At 47.4% G+C, this 20,502-nt stretch carries 16 protein-coding genes; 13 read left to right on the top strand and 3 right to left on the bottom strand.

The features are described 5' to 3' along the window. The 9 genes from CVT49_09275 (at window position 1) to CVT49_09235 (ending at window position 14,539) form a co-directional block, all read left to right on the top strand. Window positions 1–990 (top strand): hypothetical protein, encoded by a 990-nt coding sequence (locus tag CVT49_09275; protein PKK83280.1) that lies wholly within the window; start codon window positions 1–3, stop codon window positions 988–990. Beyond that, the gene (locus CVT49_09270) at window positions 987–3,596 is read left to right on the top strand and encodes a DNA mismatch repair protein MutS (protein ID PKK83279.1); all 2,610 of its coding nucleotides are present in this window, start codon (window positions 987–989) and stop codon (window positions 3,594–3,596) included. Before CVT49_09275 ends, CVT49_09270 begins: the two co-directional genes overlap by 4 nt. Beyond that, window positions 3,589–5,421, top strand: a complete 1,833-nt coding sequence (locus CVT49_09265; GenBank protein PKK83278.1) for a hypothetical protein — start codon at window positions 3,589–3,591, stop codon at window positions 5,419–5,421. Before CVT49_09270 ends, CVT49_09265 begins: the two co-directional genes overlap by 8 nt. Further along, on the top strand, window positions 5,399–6,340 hold the full coding sequence (locus CVT49_09260) for a tRNA (adenosine(37)-N6)-dimethylallyltransferase MiaA (protein PKK83277.1): 942 nt from the start codon (window positions 5,399–5,401) through the stop codon (window positions 6,338–6,340). Before CVT49_09265 ends, CVT49_09260 begins: the two co-directional genes overlap by 23 nt. Window positions 6,341–6,466: 126 nt before the next feature. Next, entirely contained in the window at window positions 6,467–8,551 is a 2,085-nt protein-coding gene (locus tag CVT49_09255) for a hypothetical protein (protein ID PKK83276.1), read from the top strand. A 10-nt stretch (window positions 8,552–8,561) separates the two neighbouring features. Further along, window positions 8,562–9,458 carry a signal peptide peptidase SppA gene (gene sppA / locus CVT49_09250; protein ID PKK83275.1) on the top strand — a complete coding sequence of 299 codons (897 nt, stop codon included), beginning with the start codon at window positions 8,562–8,564 and terminating at the stop codon, window positions 9,456–9,458. A 164-nt stretch (window positions 9,459–9,622) separates the two neighbouring features. Further along, window positions 9,623–9,907: an integration host factor subunit beta gene (locus CVT49_09245; protein PKK83274.1), complete on the top strand. Its 285-nt coding sequence runs from the start codon at window positions 9,623–9,625 to the stop codon at window positions 9,905–9,907. A 346-nt stretch (window positions 9,908–10,253) separates the two neighbouring features. Further along, window positions 10,254–13,121: a hypothetical protein gene (locus tag CVT49_09240; protein ID PKK83273.1), complete on the top strand. Its 2,868-nt coding sequence runs from the start codon at window positions 10,254–10,256 to the stop codon at window positions 13,119–13,121. Between the two features lie 185 nt (window positions 13,122–13,306). Then, a complete protein-coding gene (locus CVT49_09235; protein ID PKK83272.1) occupies window positions 13,307–14,539 on the top strand; it encodes a hypothetical protein in 1,233 nt (410 codons plus the stop codon). A gap of 379 nt (window positions 14,540–14,918) precedes the next feature. On the opposite strand, the gene CVT49_09230 is transcribed toward CVT49_09235, so the two are convergent. The 3 genes from CVT49_09230 to CVT49_09220 all read right to left on the bottom strand — a co-directional run bounded on the left by CVT49_09230 (window position 14,919) and on the right by CVT49_09220 (window position 17,655). Continuing rightward, entirely contained in the window at window positions 14,919–15,854 is a 936-nt protein-coding gene (locus CVT49_09230; protein PKK83271.1) for a hypothetical protein, read from the bottom strand. 85 nt (window positions 15,855–15,939) lie between these two features. Continuing rightward, on the bottom strand, window positions 15,940–16,365 hold the full coding sequence (purE, locus tag CVT49_09225; protein PKK83270.1) for a 5-(carboxyamino)imidazole ribonucleotide mutase: 426 nt from the start codon (window positions 16,363–16,365) through the stop codon (window positions 15,940–15,942). 3 nt (window positions 16,366–16,368) lie between these two features. Continuing rightward, a complete protein-coding gene (locus CVT49_09220) occupies window positions 16,369–17,655 on the bottom strand; it encodes a phosphoribosylamine--glycine ligase (protein ID PKK83309.1) in 1,287 nt (428 codons plus the stop codon). 233 nt (window positions 17,656–17,888) lie between these two features. Between CVT49_09220 and CVT49_09215 the strand changes: the two genes are divergently transcribed. The 4 genes from CVT49_09215 (at window position 17,889) to CVT49_09200 (ending at window position 20,238) form a co-directional block, all read left to right on the top strand. Next, window positions 17,889–18,506: a hypothetical protein gene (locus CVT49_09215; GenBank protein ID PKK83269.1), complete on the top strand. Its 618-nt coding sequence runs from the start codon at window positions 17,889–17,891 to the stop codon at window positions 18,504–18,506. A 126-nt stretch (window positions 18,507–18,632) separates the two neighbouring features. After that, entirely contained in the window at window positions 18,633–19,121 is a 489-nt protein-coding gene (locus tag CVT49_09210) for a hypothetical protein (protein PKK83268.1), read from the top strand. A gap of 41 nt (window positions 19,122–19,162) precedes the next feature. Continuing rightward, window positions 19,163–19,666 (top strand): hypothetical protein, encoded by a 504-nt coding sequence (locus CVT49_09205; GenBank protein ID PKK83267.1) that lies wholly within the window; start codon window positions 19,163–19,165, stop codon window positions 19,664–19,666. Between the two features lie 68 nt (window positions 19,667–19,734). After that, complete coding sequence (locus CVT49_09200; GenBank protein PKK83266.1) at window positions 19,735–20,238, top strand: transposase; 504 nt, start codon at window positions 19,735–19,737, stop codon at window positions 20,236–20,238. Window positions 20,239–20,502 lie beyond the last annotated feature (264 nt).

Raw genomic sequence — 20,502 nt, 5'->3', positions numbered from 1 at the left:
ATGCGCCCGTTAATTCTGATATCATTTTTGTGGCTTGTTTTTTACAATGTATCGTCCGCCGAAATAATCGATCTGATAAAACAGGGCCGACTTGATGAAGCGCGGCAGGAAGTCGCCGCCGCTTCCACCGCCTCACGGCGCGACGGGACTCTCTTGTATTATCAGGCTATTCTGGAGCAGGACGGGATTAAATCATTTCAATTTCTTGAGGCGGCCTTCAAGGCCGAAGTCGCCCCTCGCTTTCTTGAGGATGATATTTACCTGATGGCGCTGTATTATCTGGCTGATGGAAATTTGTCGAAAGTGGCTTCGACGGCCGAGGCATACCTGCAGCGCTGGGAATCGGGTCGGTTCCGCTCGGAGATGCAGCGTCTGGCGGCGGCCGCTTATGCCCGGCTGGACCGGGAGGAGTCGGCCAAAAAACTTCTCAACCGGCTGATTAATGAAAATGAGGGCAAGCAGTTCGGTTATGCAGGGAAACTGGATCTGGCCTATCAGGCCTACCGGAAGAAAAATTATGTCGAGGCGCAGAATATATGCCGCAAACTAAGACAGGTCGAATTCGATGATGTCGCGGCCCCGGCTCTATACCTGCTGTCATCTTATTCCATCGAGCAGAAGAGAATCGATGACGCCATTCTTTATTATAATATTTTGCGCGAGGGCTTTCCACATGCCGTCGGCCGCGATGATTTAATCGATCGGTTCGGCAACTTCGAGAGTGTCGGCAGCGACCGGCAGGCCGAGGAAATGACCGGGACCGTTTATTCGGTACAGGTCGGTGTTTTTTCTCTCAAAGAAAATGCCAAAAAGCTTGCCGATCGCATGAAGCAGTACGGGGAAAAGGTCGAGATAAGCGATAAAATTGTCTCCGAAAAGAAATATTATGTGGTTTACGTGGGACGTTTCGGGTCTTCGCAGGATGCCATGTCCTTCAAATCCCGCCTTGAAATATCGGAAAACGAAGCCTTTCAAGTTGTAGCGCGATGAAATCATCATCTTCATCCGGCGGCTCCATCACGCCGCTAATGCGTCAGTACAATAAAATCAAGGCCCAATATCCGGATAAAATACTCTTTTTCCGGATGGGTGATTTCTATGAGATGTTCGGTGACGATGCTGTCAAAGCGGCCCCGATTCTCAATATCGCCCTGACGTCGCGCGGGCATATCAACGGTGAGAAAATTCCTCTGGCCGGGGTCCCGCATCACAGTGCCGATAAATACCTGGCCCGGCTCCTGGAGGCCGGGGAGAAGGTTGTTATTGTCGAACAGACCGAAGACCCCAGGCAGGCCAAGGGGGTGGTCAAGCGCGAGGTGGTTGAAATCCTGACGCCGGGTACGGCGACAATAGAAGGAGTGGTCGATGAAACCGATCATCTTTATCTGCTGTCGCTGTATCCGAACGGGAGCGATGCCGGGCTGGCATATGTCGATCTTTTGAGCGGAAGATTTCTGCTCGAAGAGGGCCGGTATGAAAATATTTTTGAGAAAATAAGGGTTTTGTCGCCACAGGAGGTCATCTACCCGCAGGTTGGTGAAGAGGACGATTTAATAGCGAAACTTAGGAAAGACAGTTCGGTCCGGCTGACCGGTTATGAGGAGTGGAATTTTGAGTACAAGACGGCGGTCCGAGAATTGTGCGAGTTTTTTGACGTCAGCACGCTGGATGGGTTCGGCGTCGCCGACAAAAAGCTGGGATTGACCGCCGCCGGCGCCATATACCGATACCTCAGGGAAAACAATCGAACGCGGCTGGATCATATCAGACGCCTTACCGAGGCGCAGTCGGATGATTACATGACGCTCGATTACAACACCATCCGGAACCTGGAGCTGGTCAGAAACCTGTCCGAAAACAGTGAGCGTGATTCGCTTTTTCATGCCGTGAACCGGACTTCAACGGCAGGCGGCGCCCGGCGCTTGAAGGAAAATATTCTGCGCCCGTACAAAAAGCTTGGGCCGATTTTGCACCGCCAGCAGGGAGTAAAGGAATTATATCATGCCCGCGATCTGGCCCTGGATTTATCATTAATGCTGAAGAGGCTGCCCGATCTGGAGCGGCTGGCCGGACGCCTGGGCATGAGGAAAATCAATCCGCGGCAATTGGCCTCCATAAAGGATGGGTTGTCTATCGGAACCGAGATCCTGGCCAGAATGAAGGAACTGAGGACGGAGGTTTTCAGCAATATTGTTTCCACTTATCCGGCCTCGGATGATCTTATCAGGCTCATTGTTGAGGCGCTGGTTGATGAACCGCCGCTGACCGCCAACAAGGGGAGTATCTTAAGGCGCGGATTTTCGGAGGAACTGGACGGCCTGAAGGATTCAATCCGCGACGCCCGGGATTATATTGCATCCCTCCAGAAAACGGAACGGGAAAGAACCGGAATAACCTCATTGAAGGTCGGGTTCAATAAGGTTTTCGGTTATTATATCGAAGTCACCCGAACCCATCAGGATAAGGTTCCTTCCGATTATATCCGCAAACAGACGCTGGTCAATGCCGAGCGGTTCATTACGCAGAAATTAAAGGAAAAAGAAGAATTGATTCTTGCCGCTGAGGAAAAAATATTCAGTCTTGAAGAGAGACTGTACAATGAACTGACCGACCGTGTGGCCGAATGGATGGGAAATATTCTTATGGCGGCCGATTACCTTTCCGAAATTGATCTGGTGGCTTCGCTAAGTAATCTGGCGGCGGAGAAGATGTATTGTTGTCCCGAATTGAAGGAAGACGGCGCGCTGGAAATAATTGAGGGGCGTCATCCGGTCATTGAGGATCTTTTGCCGCCCGGCAGCTTTATTGCCAATGATGTGAATCTGGCGGTCGATGACGACCGCATCATGGTTTTGACCGGTCCGAATATGTCGGGCAAATCGACCTATCTGCGCCAGAACGGCCTGATTGTCATCCTGGCCCAGATCGGTTCATTTGTCCCCGCCGAGTCGGCCGTGATCGGGCTGGTCGATCGTGTTTTTACCCGGGTTGGTGCCATAGATAATCTGGCCCGAGGGCAGTCGACTTTTCTGGTGGAGATGATCGAATCATCGAATATTCTCCACAACGCCACCGAACGGTCGCTGATTTTGCTTGATGAAGTCGGACGGGGAACGTCGACTTTTGACGGGTTGTCGATCGCCTGGTCGGTGGTGGAATATATCAATGAAAATATCAGGGCCCGGACCATTTTCGCGACGCATTATCATGAGTTGACCGGCATGGCGGACATTTATGAGCGGATATTCAACTGCCAGGTGGCGGTCAAACGATGGGAAGATCAGATTATCTTTTTGCATAAAATCATTCCCGGCGGTTGTGATGATTCATATGGTATCGAGGTGGCCCGTCTGGCGGGAATTCCACGCAAGGCAATTACCCGTTCCAAGGAGCTTCTCAAGCTGCTCGAGTCGGGCAAATTCTCGCAATCACAACTGGCAAAAGGAATTCATAAGACCATCAATCAAAGATCACTTTTCGATATAACTCCGTCACCGGTGGAGGAAGAATTGAAAAAGATAGATCTTAATAATACAACGCCGATAGACGCCCTGCGTATATTGAATAAATTGAAAGAGATTTTGGGTGATGAGTAATCGGGCACAAACGGACAAGCGCTGGATAAGACCGCTTCCGGAGCGGCTGATAAACAAGATAGCCGCCGGTGAAGTCATTGAACGGCCGTCGGCCGTTCTCAAGGAACTGGTGGAAAATTCTTTCGACGCCGGCGCATCGAGAATCGATGTCATCATCGAGAAGTCGGGAACGAAACTTATATCGGTCATCGACAACGGCTGCGGGATAAGCGCCGAGCAGGTGGAAATTGCTTTCTCGCGTCATGCGACCAGCAAGATTTCGAATTTCGATGATCTGGAGAACCTTCGCAGTTTTGGTTTTCGGGGCGAAGCGTTGCCGTCGATCGGCTCGGTTGCCAAGGTGCGGATGATTACGCGGACGGCGGATTCCGATGTCGGCACGGAAATTATAATAGAAGGCGGCGTGGTCCAGAGTGTCAAGCCGGCGGCGGCGCCGATCGGAACAAAAGTGGAGGTGGCGGATCTGTTCTTCAATACCCCGGCAAGACGGAAGTTCCTTAAGGCGGAAAACACCGAGGCCCGACATCTGACCCGCAATGCCATGGCGCTGGCGTTGAGCGCCCCCGACGTTATTTTCACTTATCGCCTCAACGGACGCCCGGTTTTTTCGCTCGATGAAAATTATTCGAATTTGAAAGCGCGGGTAGCCAAGCTTTTATTGAGTCAAAATGACGACCGCCTGATTGAAATCGAAGCCGAGACCGAAATTATGAATGTTGACGGGTATCTCGGCTATCCGGAAAGTGTCCGGCAGAATCAGTATGGATTGTTCATTTTTATCAATAATCGGTATATCAGGTCACAAACGATGGTGCATGCCGTGACCGCCGGGTATGGGGAAATGCTTCCCCGCGGGAATTATCCGGTCGGAGCGATTTTTCTGCATATTGATCCGGCCAGAGTCGATGTCAATGTTCACCCGACCAAAGCGGAAGTGCGCCTGTCCGAAGAACGGCAGGTTCATGATATTCTGTATCATGCGGTGAAACGATCCTTGCACCAAACTGAAGGTGTCAATGCTCCGGGAATTTCGATGGAGACTTTATCACCGGGACGGGCAATTTCGAAGGGTGAGGCTTTCCGCCGTGCCAGCGCCTTTGAGCCGCAAAGGCAAACGGAGCCGTCGGAAGCGATTCTCAGGAAATTATACGGTCATCATGATATTATGCCGGTGGCTTCGGATGACGGCCCCCCGGTTCAAAGCGATAAATCCGCGGCTCCGGGAGTAGCGCTGAAGGCTGATGATATTGAATCGGGTAATATTGTCTTTATGGGAAGTCTGACCGATTTGTACCTGATTTTCAAGGCGGGCGATCAGCTTTTCATTGTCGATCAGCACACGGCGCACGAAAGAGTTTTGTATGAAGAACATTTGAAGGCCATCGATTCGGGCGGAACGGTCTCGCAGAATCTTCTTTTCCCCGTCAATATCGAACTCTCGCCCGACCGGTATCTGCTTTATGAGGAATCATCCGAGCTTCTGAATAAAGCCGGTTTTGTGGCGGAACCGTTCGGAAGCAATACAGTGATGCTGTCGGGGGTACCGGGAGCACTGTCAAAAAAATCTCCGGAAAGGATATTTAATGGCATTCTCGAGGATATCGAAGAATTGCGAAAAGCAGGCCAGGAATTGAAAAAGGCGGTAGTTCAGTCAATCGCCTGCCGCGGCGCGATCATGTCCGGCGATCGTCTCGGCAGCCAGGAGGCCCTGACGCTGCTGAAAAGGCTGCTGATGACCGAAAACCAGCATTCCTGCCCGCATGGCCGACCGACCATTCTGAAGATCACCAAAGACGAGCTTGATGTCAAATTCAAGAGAAAATAAGCCGGTCATTCCTGTCATCACCGGCCCGACCGCGTCAGGGAAGACCGGTGTTGCCCTTCGACTTCTGGAACAATTCTCCGATATCCCGATAATTTCAGCCGATTCGAGGCAAATTTACAAATATCTCAATATCGGGACCGACAAGCCCGAAGTTTCCCTGCTGCAGAAATATGAATTTCACCTGGTCGATTTCGTTGAGCCGGGAGATCGTTATACCGCGTTTGATTTTGCCGATGACGCCCGGCGATTGATCGGAAGCGCCCTGGCAGGAAATAAGATTCCTTTGATATGCGGCGGGACCGGGCTGTATCTCAGGGCGCTGACCGAGGGCATCGTGGAAATACCGGATGATGATCTGAGCATCAGGACAAGATTGGAAGAGGACGCAGTCGAAAAGGGGCCGGAGTATCTGTTTGAAAGACTGCGGGCCGTTGATCCCCTCGAGGCGCGCAAGACCCATCCTCATAATATCAAGCGGATTATTCGGGCGCTGGAGATATTTGAGCTGACCGGGCGCTCAAAATCGGCGATAATTGCCGCCGGGAATAAAAAATATGATGATTATTTATATCGAATTTTATGTCTTTTGCCACCAAGAGAGGTGTTATATAGTAAAATAAATAAGCGGGTGGATGAGATGATTGCGGGGGGACTGGTTGAGGAAGTCGAAGATTTGATCAAAATGGGGCGGCGCCCAAATGTGGAGAAAGTTAATGTTATCGGCTACGCGGAGCTTTTCAGGTATTTTGATAATGAACTTTCTCTTGATTCGGCCGTCAATCTTATTAAGCAAAACAGCCGGCGATTTGCCAAAAGGCAGATTACCTGGTTTCGGGGAATGGACGATATAGAGTATATGTCCGGAGCCGATGAAACGTATGAGGTTGTAAAGGCTATTTTTGAAAACAGGGAAAAATAAACTTGACATAGATTTCCTTATTTTCATATATATATCAATAAGTTAGGTGGGCGACCAGTTAAGTCTGACGGTAAATAGGACGATAATTATTGTCATGGAAGACCAAAAACACTTGGGGTAAAAGTTATGTCTAAATCTTTGTCTGCATCTTTGATTTTCATTTTTCTGGGAATTCTGTTGATTTCCTGCACAAATCCAAACCTTAAAAATCCCCAGATCGACGGAAATAAAATTCCTGACAAAATGAATACTGATGAAATCGAATATGGGAATGTCACCGACGTCGAAAATGAGATCGTGCTGGATCGCATTGGCGACAATCCGTTCGTGACGGATGATTCGACTGGTGTCGCCGCAGAAGATATGACGGTTGCGGTTGATGATTATATCTGGAGAGAATTAACAATCGCCAACGAATATTACACGATGGGATTGACGGCCAATCAGGAAACAGCATGGGAAGAGGCGCAATATTATTTCGAAAAAAGTTTATCCATTCTCGGTCAGCTCGATATCGACGCCGAATCCGACACGTTATCACCGGAATCGGTCAAATACAACCGTCTTCTGGCCGACATCGTAACCAACTACAGGACGACTTTATTATCGCTTGGGCATCTTCCGGGCGATATATCTCCCGATGTCCTGATTGCGCGGTTTTCGGAAATTAACAATATCAAGATAGATTCATCGGAGTTCAAACGGCTCGAGCAGTACGCCGAGGAGAAGATATCTTACAACGTGCCGGTTGTTCTCAACGATCGGGTAAAAAAGAGTATTCTTTATTATCAAACCGTCGCTCGCGACGCCATCGAGAGATATCTGTCCCGTTCGACCAAATATCTCCCGATGATTGACAGTGTTTTTACCGAGTACGGAATACCCACTGACCTGAAGTACCTGGCGATGGTGGAATCGGGGTACAATCCTCATGCATATTCATGGGCAAGGGCCATGGGTCTCTGGCAGTTTATAGCCTCGACCGGCCGTCTCTATAATATGAATCGTAGCTGGTGGTATGATGAGCGCAAGGACCCGATCAAGGCAACCGAATCTGCGGCGCGGTTTTTGAAAGATCTCTATAAGCAATTCGGAAGCTGGGAACTGGCCCTGGCCGCTTATAATGGCGGACCCGGGCGGGTCAGCCGAACTATTAAAAAACAGAATACCAACGATTTCTGGAAGTTGAACCTGCGAAAACAAACGGAAGACTATGTGCCGTTTTTTATGGCGGCGACCATGATCAGCAAGGACCCTGAAAAGTTCGGCTTTTCCGATATCGATTATGCCGATAGATGGGAGTATGAAGAAGTCCTTATCGACCGTTGTCTTGATCTTAAGACCATTGCCGAGGCTATCGGCTGTTCGATAGAGGAAATCCAGGAACACAACCCGGAGCTTCTTCGCCGTTTCACACCTCCGAATAAGAACAAATATAATCTGCGTCTGCCGAAAGGCTACAAGAATAAATTCCTCGCTGTCTATGACAAGATACCATCATCGAAAGAAACAAGTTTTGTCCGTCACGAGATAAGGAAGGGCGAGACTATTTCGACAATTGCCAGCAAATACGGCGTTTCGCAATACGCCATACTGGAAGCCAACAATCTCAGCAACAGATCGAAAATTTATGCGGGCAAGAGTCTGATTGTACCGATCCCGAACGACCGCGAATACGCCCGCCAGAGCAAGAATGATTATGATGCCCAAGGCAACGTTTATGCGGTTCGTTCCGGCGATACGGTTTGGGATATTGCCCGGGCCTTCGGAACCACCCCCGAAAAGATCAGGCGACTGAACGGCCTGGATCGAAACTCCAGAATCTATGTCGGTCAGAAATTAGCGATTTTTGAAGGCAGCGGATCGAATACTTATTCGCAAAAAAATAATAATTCCGGGTCCGGAACATACACGGTCAAAAAGGGTGATACCTTGTGGGAAATTGCCCGCAAATATGGTATGACAACCGGTGAGCTGAGATCCCTCAACAGTATGGGTAAGAACAGCCAGATTTATCCCGGCCAGAAACTGGTTGTGAGAGAAGGTGCTTCCGGCGGCGGTTATACGCTTTATACGGTAAAAAGGGGTGATACCCTTTCCGGAATAGCCACCCTTTTCAATACTACCGTATCGAGGATAATGGCTTGGAACGATGTCTCCAGTCCGGAGAAACTGAGAGCCGGGATCAAGCTAAAAATCTATTCTAATTAAGGGAATAATTATGGCACGCAAAAGGGATGTTGTTATAGCCGTAATCATTATCTTCACTTTTGTTATAGCGATCGGTTTTTTCGGCTTGATGTTCCTCGGGGCATATTATGCCGATGACGGCGTCGATCTGGGAGGATTCAGGGAAAAGATTGCAGTAGTAGAAGTTTACGGCGGGATATATGAATCAGCCTCGATTATTCGTCAGCTGAAAAAATGGGGCGAATCCAACAGCATCAGGGCAATCATTCTTCACATAGATTCTCCGGGAGGCGCGGTCGCGCCGTCACAGGAAATTTATGAGGAGATTTTGCGGGTCAGAAATGAAGATAGCAAGCCGGTGATTGTGGCGATGTCGTCGGTGGCCGCCTCGGGCGGCTATTTAATAGCCTGCGCGGCCGATAAAATCATGGCCAATCCGGGCACAATGACCGGATCGATCGGCGTTATCATTCAATTTCCGACGATCGGTAAACTTCTTGATAAGATCGGTGTCAGCTATGAAACGGTCAAATCGGGCGAACTCAAAGATGTCGGGGCCTTTAACAAAGCCATGACAGAGAATGAACGAAAAATGCTGACTTCCATGATTACCGATACTTATGAGCAGTTTGTCGATGTGGTCAGTGAGGGCCGCGGGATAGAGCGGGAAGAGGTCTATAAAATAGCCGATGGTTCGATTTTCAGCGGCCGTCAGGCGCTGGCTCTCAAGCTGGTCGACACTCTTGGTGGCTTTGAGGATGCGGTTCGGCTGGCAGCCGATATGGCCGGAATCGAGGGAAAACCCAGACTGGTCAGGGAAGTCAAGCCAAAGCCGGGCTTTTTCGATATTCTGGGCTCCCTGGCGGGAAATGTTCGGGAATATGCCGCGGGCGAGGTCGGCGGCCCCCGCGTAATGTATTTATATTAAATTAATAAAAACTATTGACTTACGAATAATCATTTTGTAATTTCAGTATCAGCTCCTAGTTAGCTTAAGTAAAAATAAACAATCGGGGACGGGGGAACTGAAGTGCTGGGTTGGAGAAAATAGTTGTTAAAAATAAACCAGCAAGAGAAGAGGGAGGATAAAAGATGACCAAGGCAGATCTGGTGGAAAAGGTTGCCGAAAGAACCGGGCTGACCCGGACAGATGTTGCCGTTGTCGTTGATGCTTTCCTGGATACCGTCAAAAAGTCGATGGAGACCGGAAACAATATCGAAATCCGCGGCTTTGGGACTTTCAAGGTTAAACTGAGAAAAGAACGTAAGGCGAGAAATCCACGGACAGGCGATGTAGTTCCTGTTCCCGGAAGAAAAGTGCCGGTGTTTAAACCGTCAAATGAATTCAAAAACATGATTGTGAAATTGCCCGTATAGCTTGTATGCTCATGCTGTTATGGAGGTTTAATGCCAAGCGGTAAGAAGAGAAAACGTCAGAAAATTAAAACGCACAAACGGAAAAAACGCAGAAGAGCCGATCGTCATAAAAAGAAAAAAAGATAATTGACTCTTAAGGTTTCTACGCCTGACATTAAGTATAGTGAGGAAAACAGTTCCGGTAGATTTGGAACTGTTTTCCTTGTTTAATTCAGGTTCGTAAAAAAAATCCCCGCACAGTTTCCGGCCCGCATCAAATCTCATTGATATTCAATGGATTAAAGCAGGCAAATTCCTTTTGTTAAAGGGGCGGTTAAGGGCATCGATATTGCTATTATGTTTATCGATGAAAAGCCGCCGTATGTACATAATTATATTTGTAATCGTCATCGTCCTGCACCTTGCCTCAGGAAAGGCCGCCGGCGCCGACCTGTACGACATTAAGCTCAATGATGATAACACGATCAGCGACCAATATCAGCCGCGTATCGCTTCGGGGCGCAATGGAGACATGGTTGTCGTCTGGACCGATAAGAGAAACGGCGAATCGGATATTTATTATCAAATAATAGATACCTCCGGAATAAAAGACGGCGCCAATCGGAAACTGAATGATGACATAAATTCCTCGATACAGATGGAGCCGGCTGTCGCGGCCTTTTCTTCGGGTCATTATTTATCGGTCTGGAAGGATTATCGCAACGGCGAATATCCCTTTGGCCCCAATATATATGCGTCAATTATGGATAGTTCAGGTTTTGAAAATAACTTTAATGTCACCACCGAACTTACCAATGTTATTTGTGAATCCCCCGATGCGGCGGTCCTGAAGAGCGGCTCAGCGGTTGTCGTCTGGGCCGATTATCGCAATAATAACTGGGATATATATGGCCGTCGAATTTCTTCGGCCGGCGCGCCGATCGGCAGCAGTTTTAAAATCAACAGCGAAACAATCGTCTCCCAGCAGCATTCACCGCATGTAGCGGCGCTTGGCGGCGGCGGTTTTGTGGTGGTCTGGTATGATAACAGACTGGGCAATGATGATATATTTTTCCAGCGATTCGATTCGCTGGCCGCAGCGGTCGGCGGGAATATCAGGGCTGGCGATGACCTGACCGGCGCCAAGCAGGCATTTCCCGATGTCGCGGCGGACGGGCGCGGACGCTTTTATGTCGGCTGGATCGACTGGCGAAACGGCGTTTATCCGGCCAATCCGGATGTCTATCTAAGACGATTCGATTCGACCGGAACCGCTCTGGCGCTTTCCAGAAAAGTCAACGGCAATGACAACGGCCGAACGCAGCGCGACGTTGCCCTCTGCGCCGATTATTTGGGAAATGTGGCGGTGGTCTGGGCCGATTCGGTATCGGGTCAGTATGATATCATGGCACAAATTATCGATCATAATGGATTATCCAGCGGCAGTAATTTCCTTGTCCATGAAAACATCGACGGCCGTCAGCTTCAACCCGATGTGGCCACGGATGGATATAAGCTGCTGTTTACGTGGGCCGATTACCGTGCCGGTAATTTCGACGTATATCTCACCATCAAAAATTTTAATAATCCGGGATTGATTCCCGTGCCGGCGAGCCTTGCTTTCGTCATGGAGGAGGGGGGAAGCCTGCCCGCTTCACAGACCGCCACTCTGAGCAACAACGGGCTGGGAACCATTAACTGGTCGGCGGTCGCCGAAACGGATTGGCTGAGTGTCACACCATCAACAGGCATAACACCGGCCAATATCGAAATATCAATTGCCGCCGACACCTTGTCATACGGTACTTATACCGGTGAAATAAAGCTTATTGATAATGATGCAGGCGACTCCTCACGGGCCGTTTCGGTCGCGCTGACGGTCACCGCGCCGTTGCTGGAATTAAGTCCTGATACGGTACGATTCAGAATACTCCAGAAGCTTGGTGATCCCGAACCGCAGCCGATTGTTATCGACAATTCCGGAAGCGGTGTTTTGACCTGGAACGCGTCCGAAAGTGTCTCGTGGATGTCACTTGATGCCACCAACGGAACACAAGGTGAAACACTTTTTGTCAATATCAGCACCGCTGATTTAATACCGGGAGATAATTCGGCGGCGGTGGAATTTATATCTTCGGAGGCGGCCAATTCTCCCGAGACGGTCTGGGTATATGCCGAGCTTTTGGACGGCTTATCCTGTATTGATCCGGTTCCCGATTCATTTATATTTAATGCCACGGCGGGCGCAACGCTCAATGGGCTGACCCGGATTCAAAACTCCGGCGATGGAAGTCTTGGCTGGACAGCTATTCCGGCTGACAACTGGATCGATATTGACCGGGCAAGCGGCAGTGATAATGACACCATAAATATTACAATCGAAACTTCAACGCTCGCAACCGGTTATCATCACTCCGGTTTAAGCATTATCGACAGTGCTTCATTCAATGTGGAAGTATTTATACCGATCGATATTTTCCTGTCCTCTTCGGACACGGTACAATTCATGAATACCAATGTCATGCCCGGCCTGACCGGCCTGGTACCGGTATATTTGACACTGAGTTCGGCGGCCAGGGGCGGCTATGTGCCGTTCGGATACGACAGCAGTACCGCCGCTTTGGATTCAATTGTTATTAATGAATCCAACCTGCCGGATTTCGTTACCTATTACACCTCGGTGCAAACAGGCGGAACCGGGGAATTCGGCTTTCGTGTCGCCGACTCGGTTCTGAATGACAGTACCATCCCGGCCGGCACCTACCATATTGCCGATATATTTTTTACGGCCGGCGAAAGCGATGCCTTCAATGTTATCGACACCGTTTATTCGGACAGTTCCGGCAGTTATATTCTTGGTGAATCATCAATCAAGCAGGTTCCGAAAGTCATTTCGGGAACCATGATGATCGGCAATCCGACCGATGTGCCGGATGATCACGATGCCGTTCTTCCGAGGCAAATATCGCTTGGACAAAATTATCCCAACCCGTTCAATCTGAGGACCGTTATTGAAATAAGTCTGCCAAGAACCGAGCATGTTGAAATAAACGTCTATAATATTCTTGGTCAGGAAGTGGTGGTTCTCCATAATGATGTCCTGTCAGCCGGAAGGCACAAACTGGTCTGGGATGGCTCGCTTAAAGGGGGCGAAACGGCGCCGAGCGGAATTTATTTTTACAAAATGACCGCGAGCGAGTCTTCACAAGTGCGCAAAATGGCTCTGATCAAGTAGAATCAGGGTCATTTAATTTCCTCGATTTCCGAATGCGAATTTCCCCGGACTTGACTGATTCTCAGTCGGGATCCTTTTTCCGCTCCGAAGAAACTCAATATAATCCCGTATCATGCAACTTTTTTGGCTTAATCCCGTCAGATAAAGTAAAGGAACTCTATTACTAATCAATAGGAGTAAGCGGCATGAAAACCGTAGTAATTTCCCTGGGCGCTTTAATGGGGTTGTTGATACTGTCCGCAGTGGCCATGGCCGACGAAGGGCAGCTTTACGGCAAAATTTATACGGTTGATGATGAGGTTCTGGAAGGTTTCATTCGCTGGGACAAGAATGAGGCATCCTGGTGTGATCTCCTTGATGGAACCAAAGAGCTGGAGGGCAAGAAATACCGGAAATATCGCCGGCGTGATAATGACCGGAGGGATAGGTCGGTAAAGATATTCGGTATGACCATTTACAGCGAAGGTGACAATATCTGGAGTTTCACCAGCGCTGAAGCTGGTATCAGAATGGGCCATATCGCCAAATTGTCTCCGGCCGGGGACAACACCGTCATGCTTGAATTGAAATCGGGTGAGGAAGTGGAACTGAGCGGCGGTTCCGGCGATATCGGCGAAGACAACCGGGAAATACTTATTGATGATCTCAAAGAGGGTATTATCGAGATATACTGGGATGAGATCGATCATATCGAGTTTATGAACGCCCCCAAAAAAGAGTCGGCATTCGGAAAAAGACTTTACGGCACCCTGACCACCCGGCGGGGAGAGACATTCAGCGGCTATATCGGCTGGGATATGGATGAAACCTTCGACGGCGATATTCTCGACGGGCGGGAAGGCCGCCGCAAAAGAAAAATCGAATTCAGTAATATTGCTTCTATCGAGAGAAGGTCATCGAGTTCAGCGGAAGTGACACTGAAAAACGGCAAGACGATGGAGATGGATGACTCGAATGATATCGACAGCGGCAATCGCGGGATTGTTATTTCCGATTTAAAATTGGGATCGGTGAGAGTCAACTGGGACGGGTTTGACAGGCTGGATTTTTCGGAACCTCCGGGCAATATGACCTATAATGATTTCGACGGCGGCAAGAAGCTGCATGGCACGGTTATTACCGAGGGCGGCGAGAAGTACGCCGGTAATATTGTCTGGGATTCCGACGAAGAATTTACCTGGGAGATTCTGAACGGCGATATGCGCGATGTGGAATTCGACATCGAATTCGGCATGATTAAAGCGATCGAAAAGATGTCGTCGCGGACAAGTATGGTGACACTCAAGGACGGCCGGACCTTTAAGCTGAGAGGCTCCAACGATGTTGACAGCGACAATAAAGGCATCATTGTCATGGACGGTCGTGATGAAATAGTTGTCGACTGGGATGATTTTGAATCGGTTGAATTCGATCAGTAGAATCTTATTCGTCCGATAAAAAAGGGGCAGAAAAATTTAGAGAGTTTTCTTTGGCTGGATCCAGAGGGGATTAAGTTGGACCCAGGGATCTCAAAGAAGAACTCTCTTTTTCATTATCATAATAAATTAGATACTTCGAGTTGTCAAGAAAAAGTCGAGTGTCCCGGCATATTTTTGCTTCTTTTTGAAGCAGTCATCCTTATTTCCTTTACTCCCGGGCTGTCGACTATATTTTTAGTGTTGGCTATTGTTAATAGCTTATTTAACAATGTATTAACATATGTTACATCAAATTATGGTTTAAAGCAAAAGAGCCGGTGTGTTACCTGCAATAAAAAAGCCCGCCATAAGGCGGGCTTTTTAAATTGCTGCAGAGAAATTATAATTTAGAGGCCGCTTCCTCTTCGTAATGTGTCTTCAATTCGTTCAGATCAACCAGATGCTCTTCAGCGCCGCCGACAATCAATTTTGCTTTCGGGTTAGTTTTGGCAACTTTGACAAACTTGGCCCAGTTGGCAATGACCTGATCGATTTTATCCTTGTCCTCCTGATATTCGGTCTCATATGAGATAGCCATGTTATAAAGAGTGAGATAATTATCCGGGCTGATATTGGCCGCTTTCTGGAACATTTTGTAAGCATCAAGATTCTTGTTCTGATTCTGATAGATCTGTCCGAGGCTGTTATAGGCATTGAAATAGTCAGGCTTCAGGCTGATGGTTTGATTATAGGCCGCAATGGCATCGGGATACTTCTTGAGATTCTGGTAGCCCTTTCCAAGCAGATATAACGAAAGATAATCGTCCTTAACACTTTCAGTGTACTTGGCCATATTTTCCACCAGCGCCGGCCAGTTACTTTGTTTGTGATAGATCAATCCCAAATCCTTATAGACCTCGACGTAATCGCTTTTGATTTCGAGGGCTTTTTTGTAAGCCTGTTCGCTCTCGAGATATTTTTTCTGTTTGTAATAGGTCCTGCCCAGATTGGCCCAGGCGTCAGGATTGCCGGGGGCAACTTCGGTAGCCTTCTTGAATTGGGTCACGGCTTCGTTGAGATTATTACCTCCAAAATAGATCGAGCCCAGATTGATGTAGGCATCGATAAACTGGGGGTCCTCTTTGATGGCCTGCTTATACTCGTTGACGGCCAGCGAGTCATTACCTTCTTTTTGCAGGGTCAAAGCGGAATTAAAGAAACTCTTGGCTTTTTCCGGGTCACCGGAGAAAGCAGATGAAGCCAGCAATGTCAGGCCGAAAACGACTGCAAGGAAAAGAAATAAATATTTTTTTCCAGACCGGGCATGTGCATTCATCAAACAACTCCTTTCCTATTTATTATATTCTACAATTATTCGCTCATAAGTTTGCAGGAAATTCCAACAAGCCTAAGACGACTGATCAGAGCTTTCCGTTTATCTCGGGATATTTCACGGCCAATATTCGCGCTGCCAGAACTGCCGCGTTTTTGGCTCCCGCCTTGCCGATTCCCATGGTCGCCACCGGCACTCCGGATGGCATCTGTGCTATCGCCAGGAGGGCATCCAGTCCGTCGAGTGAGGCCGGAAGCGGCACCCCGATAACCGGCAGCCTGGTCCGGGCGGCAACCACACCGGGCAGGGCGGCGGCCATTCCGGCCATACATATGACAACTTCAAAGCCGTTGGCGGCGGCGTTCTTAGCCAGATCATCCGTCTTGTCCGGTTCGCGATGCGCCGATGATATTTCCAGGCTGTTTTCGATTCCGTAGCCATCCAGCATTTTCTGACATTCTTCGGCGTACACCATATCAGATTTGGAACCGATTAAAATCAAAACCTTTGGCATAACTTATATCCCTACATTGACATGTGTATGTGCCCGGAAACCAATATCACTCCTGAAATACATTCCATCAAATTTGATTCTTTCGATCAGACCGTAAGCTTTCGAAAGCGCCGCCGGGAGATCTTTGTCAACCGCGGTAACTCCCATAACGCGTCCGCCTTCAGTAACCCAATTTTTCCCTTCTCTTCTGGTTCCGGCATGGAACAGATAGCATTTCCTGTCGCTGTAATTCCTTAAACCAAAAATTCGCTTCTGAGTTTCATATTTTCCGGGATAACCTTTGGAAGCGAGCACGACGCAGACTGCCGCGCCGGGCACCCAGTCCAGATCGTCGATTATGGATAGGTTTCCATCGGCGATGGCGATAAAGATGTCGGCCAGGTCCGAATTGAGCAGCGGCAGGACCGCCTGTGTTTCCGGATCGCCGAAACGGCAGTTGAATTCGATAACTTTCGGGCCGGATTCGGTCAGCATCAAACCGGCGTATAAAACACCCTTGTAATTCCGCCCTTCTTTTTCGAGGCCGGAAATGGTTCGTTCGAGGATATGTTCTTTGATCATGGTCAAAATGGTATCCTCGACAAACGGAACCGGGCAATAAGCGCCCATGCCGCCCGTATTGGGGCCGGTATCGCCTTCGCCGATTTGCTTATGATCCTGTGACGTAAGCATCATTTTAATATTTTTGCCGTCGGTGAAGGCCATGACCGAAAGTTCCTGCCCTTTGAGGAAAGTCTCCACGACAACTTTATTTCCGGCTTCGCCAAAAATCTTTTTTACCATCATCTTATCGATGGTCTCGGCCGCTTCGTCATGACTGTGAACGACCACGGCGCCTTTTCCGGCCGCCAGGCCGCTGGCCTTGATTACGACCGGCATCGCTGCCGAGCGGATAAATGAGATGGCTTCGGAAGCTTCGGTAAAAATCTGAAAAGGGGCGGTTGGGATATGATATTTTCTCATAAACTCCTTGGCAAAAGCCTTGGAGCCTTCGATTTCGGCCGCCAGTTGCGACGGGCCGAAAATGCGCAGGCCGCGTTTTTGAAATTCATCGACAATGCCAAGGGTAAGAGGAAGTTCCGGGCCGACGACGGTTAAGTCGATATGGTGATTTTCAGCAAAATTGGCCAGGCCTTTGATATCATCAGCCTTGATATTGATCGAATTGGCGAGCAGGCTGATACCGGCATTGCCGGGAGCGGCGTAGATTTTTCCCACCAATCGGGATTGTTTTAGTTTCCAGACGAGCGTATGTTCCCGCCCGCCGGAACCAACGACAAGTATTTTCATCATAGTAATTTAATCCTTAAAATCTTATAAACCAGAATTATAACAAATATTTTCTTTTTTTCAATACTTTTTTAAATATGGGATGAAAGTAGATGTCGGGCAGAACCAATATCACATATCAAGGAAACAGGGGCGTTTCCGATAAATTAACTTGACATCTGAACAAATGTGCAGTAGCTTTTGTTTGGAGAAATTAAGTTGAAATCAGTGGTTTTCAAATACAAGGAGTCAATATGGTCAGAGAATCATTGACCCGAAGGCAGCGGGAGATTCTGGAGTATATCGAAAATATGATCGGTGAGGTCGGCAAATCGCCGACTATCCGGGAAATCGGGCTGAAGTTCAATATCAGTTCCACGAACGGTGTCCGGGCGCATTTGGAAGCTTTGATAAAGAAGGGGTATATCCGTCGGCAGGAATTGATTTCGCGCGGAATCGAGCTGGTGCGGGCCTTGTCCGGGCCGGTCCGGAAAGTGCCGCTGGTAGGTGCTGTTCCGGCCGGTAATCCGATTGATGCGATCGAGAATGTCGAAGGGGAATTTGCCGTCGATACCAGTTTTCTGCCGTCCGGTGAAACATTCACTCTACGGGTTCAGGGCGATTCGATGAAAAATGCCGGAATTTTCGACGGTGATTATGTTCTGGTCAAGAAGCAGAAGGATGCCGAGCCGGGTGATATCGTGGTGGCTATAATCGGCGAAGAGGCGACGGTCAAACGGTATCAGCCGAAGAGCGGGCGGATTATTCTCAAACCGGAAAACGATGCTTATGAGCCGATCGTGGTGGACCGCAATTCGCCGCAGTTCCAGATTGCCGGGAAAGTGGTCGGATTGATGCGGAGGCTGCCATGAGGCGGGCGATGGTCTGGATGTTTTTGATCTTGCTGATGCCGATCAGTTTCGACACGGTAGTGGGTCTGATCATGCGGATGGTGTGAGGGTGATTTGGAATAAGTTATTAAATATGATAAAATAACAATGAATCTCAAACCAAAGTTATATTCAATAGGGAATACGGTTGTGTCTGACACCTGTATTTGGTGTGGCGAGAAAAGTAATTTGAGTAAGTCCCACCTTATCCCTCAATTCTTGGGAGGATGGTTTCAACCGAAAATTTCGTGTGATCAATGTAACAATTTTTTAGGGAGTAAAATAGAAGTAAGGGCAAAAGATAATGCTTTTATAACTGCAGCTATGGTAAGGCTTGGGTTAGCAAATGAAGAAGTTGCGTATAGGAATTTAAAGAAAATTGATGCGGAGAATGAAGTAGAAGTTGACTTTAAAGGAAGTGTAGCTATTCCTAGAATTAAATGGTTGGATGAAAAAACCTTAATAGCTTCCAATATGAAATCAAAACAAATAAGAATTGGCAAAATTAAAAAAAATATCCGGATATTCCAACAAAACCACTCGAGGATTTTTTTAATGATACGGATAAAACTGAATTTAGATATGATAATATTGTAATTTCCAAAAGAGATTACTTAACAAAAAAGACTATAATTAAAATGGAAGGAACTCGAGATCCAGACTTTAAATTTATCTTTAAAATGTTATATGAATTTATGTGTTTGCGTAATTTTTTATTGATTCCAAGTCTGAGAAATTCGTTAAGAAGATTTATTTCTGTCGATAATAGTAGCACGGAAAATCGCATAAAAATCGATGATGAATTGAAAAATTATATTTTTTCCAATACAGCTAATAATTTTAGATTTTGTGAAAAACTTGAAGACATTCCTTTTGATAAGTGTCATTATTTCATACTGAGATTATCTTGTGATAATATTCTATACATAGAAGTCACTTTATTTGGTCTAATAAGGAATTTTTTTATTATTGATAAATGGAAAGATGAATATGATTTTTATTCAAGTCTGCTTGATCGTGTTTTTTTATTTACCATGGATAGGCATGAATTGCAACCATTTATGTATCCCAATCTAAATTCAAAGGATCACCTTTTATGGGTAGATGGAATGGTGAAGGTAAAGTGGTATAAAAGCAAGTAAGTGTAGGTCAGGAGTCTTGCACTCCTGACATTGTTAAAAAAATTGGAGACAGATATTAAGGTCCTGATATGTCAAAATTACACCGTTATTATGAAAAAGGACATACTTATTTCGTAACTTGCGTTACTTATGAGCGCATACCGATTCTTGTTGAAAACGAAAATGAATTATGGCGAGCTTTTGATTTTATAAAAAATCAAATGGCGTTTGAATTAAAAGCCTGGGTTATAATTCCCGACCATTTCCATTTGATCATCCGACCTATTGAACATAATCTCTCTGAGATTATGAAAGGAATAAAGTTGAAATTTGCCGGGGCTTATAGATCTATCAATGGACTGAAATGCGGTCGGGTTTGGCAGAATCGTTTTTGGGATCATATTATTCGTGATCAGAGAGATATGAATAGCCATATTGATTATATACATTATAACCCGGTTAAACATGGTTTGGTGAAAAGCCCATTTGATTACAAAAGTACATCGATACAAAAATATTTGGAGGAAGGGTTTTACCAGGCAGACTGGGGTACGAGAGGGCCTGTTGATATTCAAGGAGAATTTGGGGAGTAGTGGATGTCAGGTTTTGAAAGTAAATTGAGGATATAAAAGATGTCAGGAGTGCAAGACTCCTGACCTACAAATTTTCTGATGCAAATGTAGATTTTAAATGGTTGAGAATGAAAAATTAAATATTGTCAGGAGCGCCCTTCGTCTCTCAGGGTCATCGACAAGGCTCTGATCTTGCCCTGTTTTATTGGACAATTAAATAAGGTTGTTGGTTTAACCGTTCGAAGTCAACCGGGCTGAGATAATTCAGCGTAGAATGACGACGAA

It is taken from the genome of candidate division Zixibacteria bacterium HGW-Zixibacteria-1 (assembly GCA_002838945.1).
Taxonomy (GTDB): Bacteria; Zixibacteria; MSB-5A5; order GN15; family PGXB01; genus PGXB01.
Note: the sequence above shows the minus strand (reverse complement) of the source record. Positions and strands in the feature narration are given on the sequence as shown.

Excerpts from the sequence above, each read along its gene's own strand:
- CVT49_09275 (PKK83280.1), top strand. The coding sequence starts at position 1 with ATGCGCCCGTTAATTCTGATATCATTTTTGTGGCTTGTTTTTTACAAT.
- CVT49_09270 (PKK83279.1), top strand. The coding sequence starts at position 987 with ATGAAATCATCATCTTCATCCGGCGGCTCCATCACGCCGCTAATGCGT.
- CVT49_09265 (PKK83278.1), top strand. The coding sequence starts at position 3,589 with ATGAGTAATCGGGCACAAACGGACAAGCGCTGGATAAGACCGCTTCCG.
- CVT49_09260 (PKK83277.1), top strand. The coding sequence starts at position 5,399 with ATGTCAAATTCAAGAGAAAATAAGCCGGTCATTCCTGTCATCACCGGC.
- CVT49_09255 (PKK83276.1), top strand. The coding sequence starts at position 6,467 with ATGTCTAAATCTTTGTCTGCATCTTTGATTTTCATTTTTCTGGGAATT.
- sppA (PKK83275.1), top strand. The coding sequence starts at position 8,562 with ATGGCACGCAAAAGGGATGTTGTTATAGCCGTAATCATTATCTTCACT.
- CVT49_09245 (PKK83274.1), top strand. The coding sequence starts at position 9,623 with ATGACCAAGGCAGATCTGGTGGAAAAGGTTGCCGAAAGAACCGGGCTG.
- CVT49_09240 (PKK83273.1), top strand. The coding sequence starts at position 10,254 with ATGAAAAGCCGCCGTATGTACATAATTATATTTGTAATCGTCATCGTC.
- CVT49_09235 (PKK83272.1), top strand. The coding sequence starts at position 13,307 with ATGAAAACCGTAGTAATTTCCCTGGGCGCTTTAATGGGGTTGTTGATA.
- CVT49_09230 (PKK83271.1), bottom strand. The coding sequence starts at position 15,854 with ATGAATGCACATGCCCGGTCTGGAAAAAAATATTTATTTCTTTTCCTT.
- purE (PKK83270.1), bottom strand. The coding sequence starts at position 16,365 with ATGCCAAAGGTTTTGATTTTAATCGGTTCCAAATCTGATATGGTGTAC.
- CVT49_09220 (PKK83309.1), bottom strand. The coding sequence starts at position 17,655 with ATGAAAATACTTGTCGTTGGTTCCGGCGGGCGGGAACATACGCTCGTC.
- CVT49_09215 (PKK83269.1), top strand. The coding sequence starts at position 17,889 with ATGGTCAGAGAATCATTGACCCGAAGGCAGCGGGAGATTCTGGAGTAT.
- CVT49_09210 (PKK83268.1), top strand. The coding sequence starts at position 18,633 with ATGAATCTCAAACCAAAGTTATATTCAATAGGGAATACGGTTGTGTCT.
- CVT49_09205 (PKK83267.1), top strand. The coding sequence starts at position 19,163 with ATGGAAGGAACTCGAGATCCAGACTTTAAATTTATCTTTAAAATGTTA.
- CVT49_09200 (PKK83266.1), top strand. The coding sequence starts at position 19,735 with ATGTCAAAATTACACCGTTATTATGAAAAAGGACATACTTATTTCGTA.